A 7,973-nucleotide genomic window follows, 5' to 3' on the forward strand; every position below is an offset into this window, starting at 1 on the left:
AGCAGGTCGGGCAGGGGGGCTTCCGTCTCGCGGCGGGCATGCTCGCGGGCGTTGGCGGCGGCCATGTCCACCAACCGGTTCTCTTCGGGCGAGCGGGGCGCCACGATGCGCACCGGCCCGCCGCGCAGGTCGGCCAGGGTTTCCTCTATGGCCCGCAGGCTCATGTCCGTGACGGCCTGAGGAACGAGCATGCCAGAGGTGGCGGGCAGGGACGGCCCATCATGCGTTACCTGTTCGTCCGGCACGGTGGCGTCGCCGGAATCGTCGAAGCCGTCCGCGTCCACCGTCACGGGCAGCCACGGCACCACGATGCGCGCGGGAATGGCCGAATGAGGGCCGTAGAACTGCCCCAGGAAGCTCAGCAGCAGTTCCGGGGCTTCCTCGAAGCCAAGGCCCGGCCACAGGAAGGCCCGGCCATCCAGCACCGCGCCCTGCCGCACGAACAGCACGCCAAGGCCAAGCCCGCCGCCGGTGTCCACAATGCCCACCACGTCCAGGTCGCCCCCGCCCGGCAGTACGGCGGCCTGGCGTTCCACGGTGCGCTCCACGGCGCGGATCTGGTCGCGCAGTTCGGCGGCCCGTTCGAATTCCAGCGCCTCGGAGGCGGTTTCCATCTCCGCGCGCAATTGCCCCACCAGTTCGCCCGAGCGGCCCGAGAGCAGCATTTCCACCCGCTGCACCAACGCGGCGTACTCGTCCTGAGGTACGTCGAACACGCACGGGGCAAGGCACTGCCCTATGAAATGATACAGGCAGGGGCGCACCCGGTTTTCCAGCGCCCGGTCCGTGCAGCGGCGCAGGGGAAAGGCGCGGTGGACGGCCTTCCACGTGGCGCGGGCCGCGCCGGCGGAGGTGAACGGGCCGTAGTACTGGGCGCCGTCGCGGCGCACGGCGCGCACGATGTCCAGGCGCGGGTAGGGATGCTTCTTTTGCAGGCGAAAGAGCACGTACTGCTTGTCGTCGCGCAGCACGATGTTGTAGCGGGGCCGGTGCTTCTTGATCAGGCTGGCCTCCAGCAGCAGCGCCTCCTTCTCGGTGGTGGTGCTGAGGGTGTCCAGCCGTTCGGCCTGGCGCAGCATGGCCAGCGTCTTGGGTGTTTGCGGCGGCGGGGTGCCTTCGGCAGCCTCGCGGAAATAGGACGCGATGCGCTTGCGCAGGTGCTTGGCCTTGCCCACGTACAGGATGCGCCCGGCGGCGTCCTTGTACAGGTAGACGCCGGGAGTATCGGGAATGCTCGACATGACGGGCTTTTGCATGCGGAAGTGGGGCGGCACGCCGGGGCGGTGCCATGTGTCAAAAGCGTGACGTTCAGGTGGCGGACCATACACAAGAGGGAACGGGGGGGGCGTGCCGCCGTGTTCCGATCTTCCTCCTCTCCTCCATCGGGGCCGCGTGCGTCAAGGGCGGACGGGGTGTGGCCGGGTCGGGTGGCGGTTTTTGGCGGGGCCGGACCAAAATCCTCTACCGTAAAAAAAATTTTACAACGGCTCTTGCCAAGGTCTTCCGGGTGGAGTAATTTGCACTCCGAACCTTGTGTTCCCGCGTCAGGAACATTGTACTCGAACCGCAAAGGAAGGAAGGGAAAACAATGAAGCGCATCGTTACTCTGATGCTCGCCGCCATGCTGGTGCTCGGCTCCGTTGCCGGCGCCTCGGCCGCCGACATCAAGGCGAAAGGCCAGTGGGACTTCAGCTTTGAGTTCCTGGACAACCCTGATTTCCAGGGCCAGGACAATAACGGCGCCAAGGAAGACACCTTCGGTGCCAAGCAGCGCCTGCGCACCCAGATCGACATCATCGCCAGCGAAAACCTGCGCGGCGTGGTGTACTTCGAAATGGGCGACACCGTGTGGGGCAACAAGGACGGCGCTCTCGGTGCCGACGGCAAGTCCGTTGAAGTGAAGCGTTCGTACATCGACTGGGCCGTGCCCAACACCGACCTGATGGTCCGCATGGGCATCCAGGGCCTGGCCCTGCCCGGCGCCGTGGCCGGTTCGCCGGTGCTCGACGACGACGTGGCTGCCCTGACCATGACCTACAAGTTCAATGACATGTTCGCCGCCACCGCCTTCTGGGCGCGTCCGTACGACACCTCCACCTCCGGTGAAACCAGCGGCAAGAACCTGCAGGACGAACTCGACCTGTTCGGTGTCGTGCTGCCCGTGACCCTTGATGGTGCCAAGATCACCCCCTGGGCCATGTACGGCGCCCTCGGCAAGGACGTGGACGGCTCTTCCAGCGATTACAACGGCGCTTCCTGGAAGCAGGCCGCTTACGGCCTGCGTCCGATCAACGCTCCTGCCGCCCAGACCTTCGGCAACGACTCCAATGCCTGGTGGGTTGGTTCTTCCTTCGAACTGTCCATGTTCGCCCCCCTGTCGTTCAAGCTTGACGCGATGTACGGCTCCGTTGACGGCGACGAAATCGGCAACATCGAAATGGATCGCTCCGGCTGGTTGGTGATCGGTGCCATCGACTACAAGATGGACATGGTTACCCCCGGCATCTTCGCCTGGTACGCCTCTGGTGATGACGACGACGCCACCAACGGTTCCGAGCGCATGCCCTACGTTTCGCCCGACTTCGGTCCCACCTCCTTCGGCATGGACAAGCCCGGCGCGCCCATCGCCACCGACTCGCTCGTGTCCGTCAGCGGCACCGGCATGTGGGGCGTTGGCCTGCAGCTGGCCGACATCTCCTTCGTTGAAAACCTGAAGCACACCATTCGCGTGGTGTACATGACCGGTACCAACAACGAAGATATGGTCAAGAACGCCAGCCTGACCTCGCCCGTGCAGTCCGGCAACGGCCTGTACATGACCGAAAAGGACCACGCTTGGGAAGTGAACTTCGATCACTTCTACAAGATCTACGACAACCTCGACCTGATGGTCGAAATGGGCTACATCAAGGCTGACCTTGATGAAGACACCTGGAACAACAAGGAATTCGACGACGCCTGGAAGCTCGGCTTCAACCTGAAGTACAGCTTCTAAAGCGCAACGTTCCTGACGCAATCTGCGGGGGAGGCCTGACGGCCTCCCCCCTTTGTTTTTGCGGGCATGCTTGGAAATGAAGGGCGGTTTGTTGTGGGTTGTCAACGATCAGGGTGCGGGGAACCCCCAGCCGGGAATGGAAAGGCTAATCCGGCCGGTCGTGCCGCACTGCTCCTGCCGGGCACGCTCCTGGGTGCTTGCCATTTTTGTCGTACAAGAAATTAACCGGACAGCAGGCTAAACGCGCCCGTCGCACGATTGTTGCCAAAAATTTAAACTTCGGCTAGAGAGTGGGGGTGGTTTCAGGCAACTCCAACAGCAAAGAAGGAAGGAAACTCCATGAAACGTTTTGCTACCCTGATGCTGGCCTTCGCGCTGGTGCTGGGCGCCTTCACGGGCGCGCAGGCCGCCGACATCAAGGCCAAGGGCCAGTGGGCTTTCGATTTCTCGTGGCTCGACGGTGGTGACTACCAGAAGGACCACGGCGACGACTTCTCCGCCAGCCAGCGCCTGCGCACCCAGATCGACGTGGTTGCCAGCGAAGCCCTGAAGGGCGTCGTGTTCTTCGAAATGGGCAACACGGTTTGGGGTAACAAGGACGGCGCTCTCGGCGCCGACGGCAAGTCCGTTGAAGTGCGTCGTTCGTACATCGACTGGATCGTGCCCAACACCGACCTGAAGGTCCGCATGGGTATCCAGGGTCTGTCCCTGCCCGGTGCCGTTGCCCCCTCCTCCATGGTGTTCGACGATGACGTTGCTGGCCTTACGCTGAGCTACGCCATCAACGACAACGTGGGCGTGACTGCCCTGTGGGCGCGTCCGTTCGACTCCTCCACCTCTGGCGAAACCAGCGGCCAGAACAAGTTCGACGAAGTCGACATGTTCGCCCTGGCCGTGCCCGTGACCCTGGACGGCTTCAAGATCACCCCCTATGGCGTGTACGCGTCCGTGGGCAAGGATGTTGATCCTGGCACCGCTCCCAACGCTGGCACCGAGTTCAAGTCGGGCATGATGAGCATGTCTGAATTCGCCAACAACGCCATCGACAGCCGTTCCGAAACCTACGACGCGTGGTGGGCCGGTGCTGCTTTCGAAATGAGCTACTTCGCTCCCTTCTCTCTGAAGATGGACGCCGTGTACGGTTCCAAGACCGCTGACGACGCCGACTCCGCCGAACGCGCTGGCTGGATCGTGGCTGCCCTGGCCGAGTACAAGCTCGACATGGTCACCCCCGGCATCCTGGCCTGGTACGGTTCCGGTGAAGACGACGATCTGGACAACGGTTCCGAACGCATGCCCTCCGTCTCCCCCACCGGTTGGGGCGTGACCAGCTTCGGCTTCCCCGGTTCCGTGTACCGTCAGGACACCTACTTCGGCCTGAACGGCGCTGGCACCTGGGCCGTGGGCCTGCAGTTTGCTGACATCTCCTTCATGGAAAACCTGTCGCACGTGCTGCGCGTGGTGTACATGAAGGGCACCAACGACGCCGACGTCATCAAGAAGAATCCCACCGTGGGCGCCGCGTTTGCCCCCGGCCAGACCTACACCTTCCTGACTGACGAAGACAGCGCCATCGAAGTCAACTTCGACACCACCTACCAGATCTACGAGAACCTCAAGCTCGTGGTCGAAATGGGTTACATCAAGCTTGACATGGACGAAGACACCTGGGGCACCGACGACTTCGCCGACGCGAAGAAGCTGGTCTTCAACTTCGTCTACGACTTCTAGGCCTTATTCTGCCTGATACCGCACACCCCGCCGGGGGCCGCAAGGCCCCCGGTTTTTTTGCGCCTGTCGTCGCGAGAGGTAGTCGGGGCATGCCCCCCCCCAGAGCAGGAACAACTGGATACCGCCAACGCCAGAGGAGTGCGAATTCCCTTGTACTGGCCTTTGCCGACCCCGGTCGGCGCTTGCGGTCAAGGTGTTGCAGCAACACGATCGGCCCGCCCTGCGCGGTGCTACCGTGCGGGGCGGGCCGTTGTGGACTGCGATGCTGTCTGGCCGGTATGGTCGTGGCGACCAGGCCGCCTGGGTGGCGTGGCTAGGCGGGGTGCACGTTGTCGCGCGCCCAGTACATCAGCGAAAAGCGGCTCTTTACGGCCTCGATGATGCGGTTTTCCTCGGCGCGGTCCATGGGCAGGATGCGGATGTACACCCGGCGGGTGGGGCCGCTGGAATCGTCCATGGAGGTGAGGATGGAGATGATGCGCGCATTGTGCTCGCGCAGGGTGTCCACGATGGGCTTCAGCGTGCCGGGGGTGTTCTCCAGCTCAAAGGCGAACTGCACGCCGCCGTGGCGCACCCCGGTGATGGTGATGAGCACCTTGAACACGTCGCTGTCGGAAATGATGCCCACCAGCTTGCCCGCGTCGTCGATGACGGGCAGGCCGCCGATGCGCTTTTCGATCATGTTCAGTGCCACGGTTTCCACCGTGTCGTCGGCACGCACCGTGAACGGGTCGCGCGTCATGATGTCTTTGACCTTGATTTCGGAAAGCAGATAGTACAGCTCGTGCATGTCGAGCGTGGTGGCCTTGGAGGGGGAGGCTTCCTTGATGTCCCGGTCGGAGACGATGCCGATGAGGCGGCCTTCGGCATCCACCACGGGCAGGCGGCGGATGCGGTTTTCCTTGAGGATCTTGGAGGCCTTCATCATTGACGTATCGGGCGTTACGGTGATGACATCCTGGGTCATCCATTCGCGAATGAGCATTGGGTGAATCCTCCTGCGTGGCGGACGATGGCGTTGATGAACTAGGTATCCTGTTGGAACCATTCTATACCTGTTTTCGGTCGGAGCACAACCACCCGGCGGGTGCCCGGCGGCAAGAACCGTGCGGAATCCTTCCGGTTGCCCGTGACCCCCAGTGCAGGGCCGCCATGGCGGGACTGTCCGGGCGGGCAGGGCGGTGGTAGGATGGTCAACAGCGCGTCGTCTCATGGCCAGCAGGGACGCGCCTTGTCCCGGTGCTGGCGGACAACAACAGGGGAAACGCATGTTCGAAAAGGAATTGCGCAACGTCAGCATGACCGTGTGGTGGAACCTGGCGCTGCTGACCATCGGGGGAGTGCTGTTCTCGCTGGGCATGAACGCCATTGCCGTGCCGCACGGGTTCATTTCCGGCGGCATCTTCGGCACGGGCATCTACATCTACTATGCCACGGGCGTGCTGTCGCCCGCCATGTGGTACCTGCTGCTCAACCTGCCCATCTTCGTGCTGGGCTGGTTGTTCGTCAGCCGTCGCTTCTTCCTGTACAGCCTGTACGGCACGGCGGTGACCACCATCGCCGCGCAGTTCATCACCTGGCAGGCACACATCGCCAACCCGCTGTTGGCTGCGGTGGCGGCGGGCACCGTGTGCGGGGCGGGCCTTGGCATCGTGTTGCGCTCGCTGGGCAGCGAAGGCGGCATGACCATCATCGCCATCATCCTGCACCAACGCTGGGGCATGCGCGTTGGGCAGGTGAGTTTTCTCTACAATTTCCTGCTGTTCATGGTCGGTCTGGCCACGCTGGACGTGGACATGGTGCTCTATTCCGTCATCCTCGTGTACACCTATTCGCAGGTGATGGACTATGTGCATTCGCTGTTCAACCAGCGCAAGATGGTGTTCATCATTTCCGAATGTTCGGAATGCATCGCCGCGGAAATATTGCAGCACCTGCACCGTGGTGCCACCTTCCTGCAAGGAAAGGGAGCCTTCACGGGTCGTGACAAGCAGGTGTTGATGACCGTGGTGCAGAACTACCAGCTGAAGCGCCTGGAAGAAACGGTATTCCGGCATGATCCCAACGCCTTCATGATCGTGGAGAACACCTTCAACGTGCTGGGTACGGGATTTTCCACGCGGAAGGTCTATTAGCACGGCTGGATGATTGCGGATCAGAAACAGGCGGGCCGGACACGTGCGGGCAGGACACGTGCGGGCAGGACACGTGCGGGCAGGACTGGTGCAGCGGCGGGACAGGGGGAGGCCGGACTGAGCACAACAGGACCGAGATGGCGTGGCAATGCCGCATACTGCGGCGGCAGGCAGGGGGAACCCTGTGTGCCGCCGCAGCATTTTTACGCAGCGAGGATCGAGTGCCTGACGGCAGGATGCCGCAACGGGGACAGGGTGATGGTGCGTCAGTCCGTCTCGATGACGCGCAGGCTGGCGCACAGGGCGGCCATGGTGTCTGGGGCTGGGCTTCCGGTGCTGCACAGGCAGACCGCCATCAGCTTGTTTTCATCCCCCACGAGCCATGCCGCGCCTTCCTCGTGGATGGCGCCGCGCGACAGGCCGCGCAGCACCGGCAGGGAGCCGAACAGCGGGCGGCGTGCAATGCGCTGCCAGAAGGCCGATTCGCGGGCGTTGTGGGGGGGGGAGTGTGGCGCGCGGGCGTGCACCTCGCGCGTGTCCAGCCCGGCCCGGCGTGCGACCCAATGGCGCAGGGGCAGCCCCTGCAACACCACGTTGGCGGGTGAAAGCCGCTCCACGGACAGGGTGTCCGCCCCCCGGCGAAAGTACAGGGCGCACAGCCCCGGTCGAAAGGTGAAGTCGCGCAGGGCAAACCCTGCAGGCGCGGAAAATTCCAGATCGTGCAGCCGGAAGGGCACCGCCTCGTGTCGGGGGTGCAGGCGCAGGGTGGTCAGCACCGACGCGGCTTCCAGCAGGGCGGCTTCGTCGGGTTGCGGGGCATGCAGCCGGGTAACCGCAAGGGCGGCGCCGGGGCTGGTGGTTATCCTGTCACCATGGCTGTCACGGTCGTCTTGGGTGTCTTGGGCACCTGGGGCATTGGAGGGAGTCGCAGGCTCCGCCAGAAAACGCACCTCGACGTTGCAGCGGGCTTCGTCATCATGGCACAGCGCCCCGCAGCCTCCGTGCCAGGCAAAGGGCACGTAGGTCAGCCGGGGGCGCAACGCGGCCAGCACCTGCGCCCAGCGGGCAGGCACACGGCGCGGGTCGGCGGTGAAGCCGGGCAGGCGGCGGTT

The 7,973-nt window shown here is 63.7% G+C and carries 6 protein-coding genes; 3 read left to right on the forward strand and 3 right to left on the reverse strand.

The genetic code is table 11. The annotated features are described in order from the left end of the window. Positions 1 to 1,256: excinuclease ABC subunit UvrC (uvrC, locus tag FVW27_RS02655; RefSeq protein WP_167122516.1), on the reverse strand; the 1,256-nt coding region annotated here is incomplete at its 3' end. Between the two features lie 332 nt (positions 1,257 to 1,588). On the opposite strand from uvrC, the gene FVW27_RS02660 reads away from it, so the two are divergent. Beyond that, the gene (locus FVW27_RS02660) at positions 1,589 to 2,995 is read left to right on the forward strand and encodes an outer membrane homotrimeric porin (RefSeq protein ID WP_167122518.1); all 1,407 of its coding nucleotides are present in this window, start codon (positions 1,589 to 1,591) and stop codon (positions 2,993 to 2,995) included. 339 nt (positions 2,996 to 3,334) lie between these two features. Beyond that, complete coding sequence (locus tag FVW27_RS02665) at positions 3,335 to 4,726, forward strand: outer membrane homotrimeric porin (RefSeq protein ID WP_167122520.1); 1,392 nt, start codon at positions 3,335 to 3,337, stop codon at positions 4,724 to 4,726. A 313-nt stretch (positions 4,727 to 5,039) separates the two neighbouring features. Here FVW27_RS02665 and FVW27_RS02670 read toward each other — a convergent pair whose 3' ends face one another. Continuing rightward, positions 5,040 to 5,711 (reverse strand): CBS domain-containing protein, encoded by a 672-nt coding sequence (locus FVW27_RS02670; protein ID WP_167122522.1) that lies wholly within the window; start codon positions 5,709 to 5,711, stop codon positions 5,040 to 5,042. Between the two features lie 283 nt (positions 5,712 to 5,994). Between FVW27_RS02670 and FVW27_RS02675 the strand changes: the two genes are divergently transcribed. Continuing rightward, positions 5,995 to 6,861 (forward strand): YitT family protein, encoded by an 867-nt coding sequence (locus FVW27_RS02675; protein ID WP_167122524.1) that lies wholly within the window; start codon positions 5,995 to 5,997, stop codon positions 6,859 to 6,861. A gap of 266 nt (positions 6,862 to 7,127) precedes the next feature. On the opposite strand, the gene FVW27_RS02680 is transcribed toward FVW27_RS02675, so the two are convergent. After that, positions 7,128 to 7,973 (reverse strand): hypothetical protein (locus FVW27_RS02680; protein WP_167122526.1); only part of this gene is annotated, 846 nt, incomplete at its 5' end.

It is taken from the genome of Nitratidesulfovibrio liaohensis, assembly GCF_011682075.1.
Lineage (GTDB): Bacteria > Desulfobacterota > Desulfovibrionia > Desulfovibrionales > Desulfovibrionaceae > Cupidesulfovibrio > Cupidesulfovibrio liaohensis.

Bases quoted from the DNA above. Each gene is read 5' to 3' on its own strand.
- FVW27_RS02660 (WP_167122518.1), top strand. From the start codon at position 1,589: ATGAAGCGCATCGTTACTCTGATGCTCGCCGCCATGCTGGTGCTCGGC.
- FVW27_RS02665 (WP_167122520.1), top strand. From the start codon at position 3,335: ATGAAACGTTTTGCTACCCTGATGCTGGCCTTCGCGCTGGTGCTGGGC.
- FVW27_RS02670 (WP_167122522.1), bottom strand. From the start codon at position 5,711: ATGCTCATTCGCGAATGGATGACCCAGGATGTCATCACCGTAACGCCC.
- FVW27_RS02675 (WP_167122524.1), top strand. From the start codon at position 5,995: ATGTTCGAAAAGGAATTGCGCAACGTCAGCATGACCGTGTGGTGGAAC.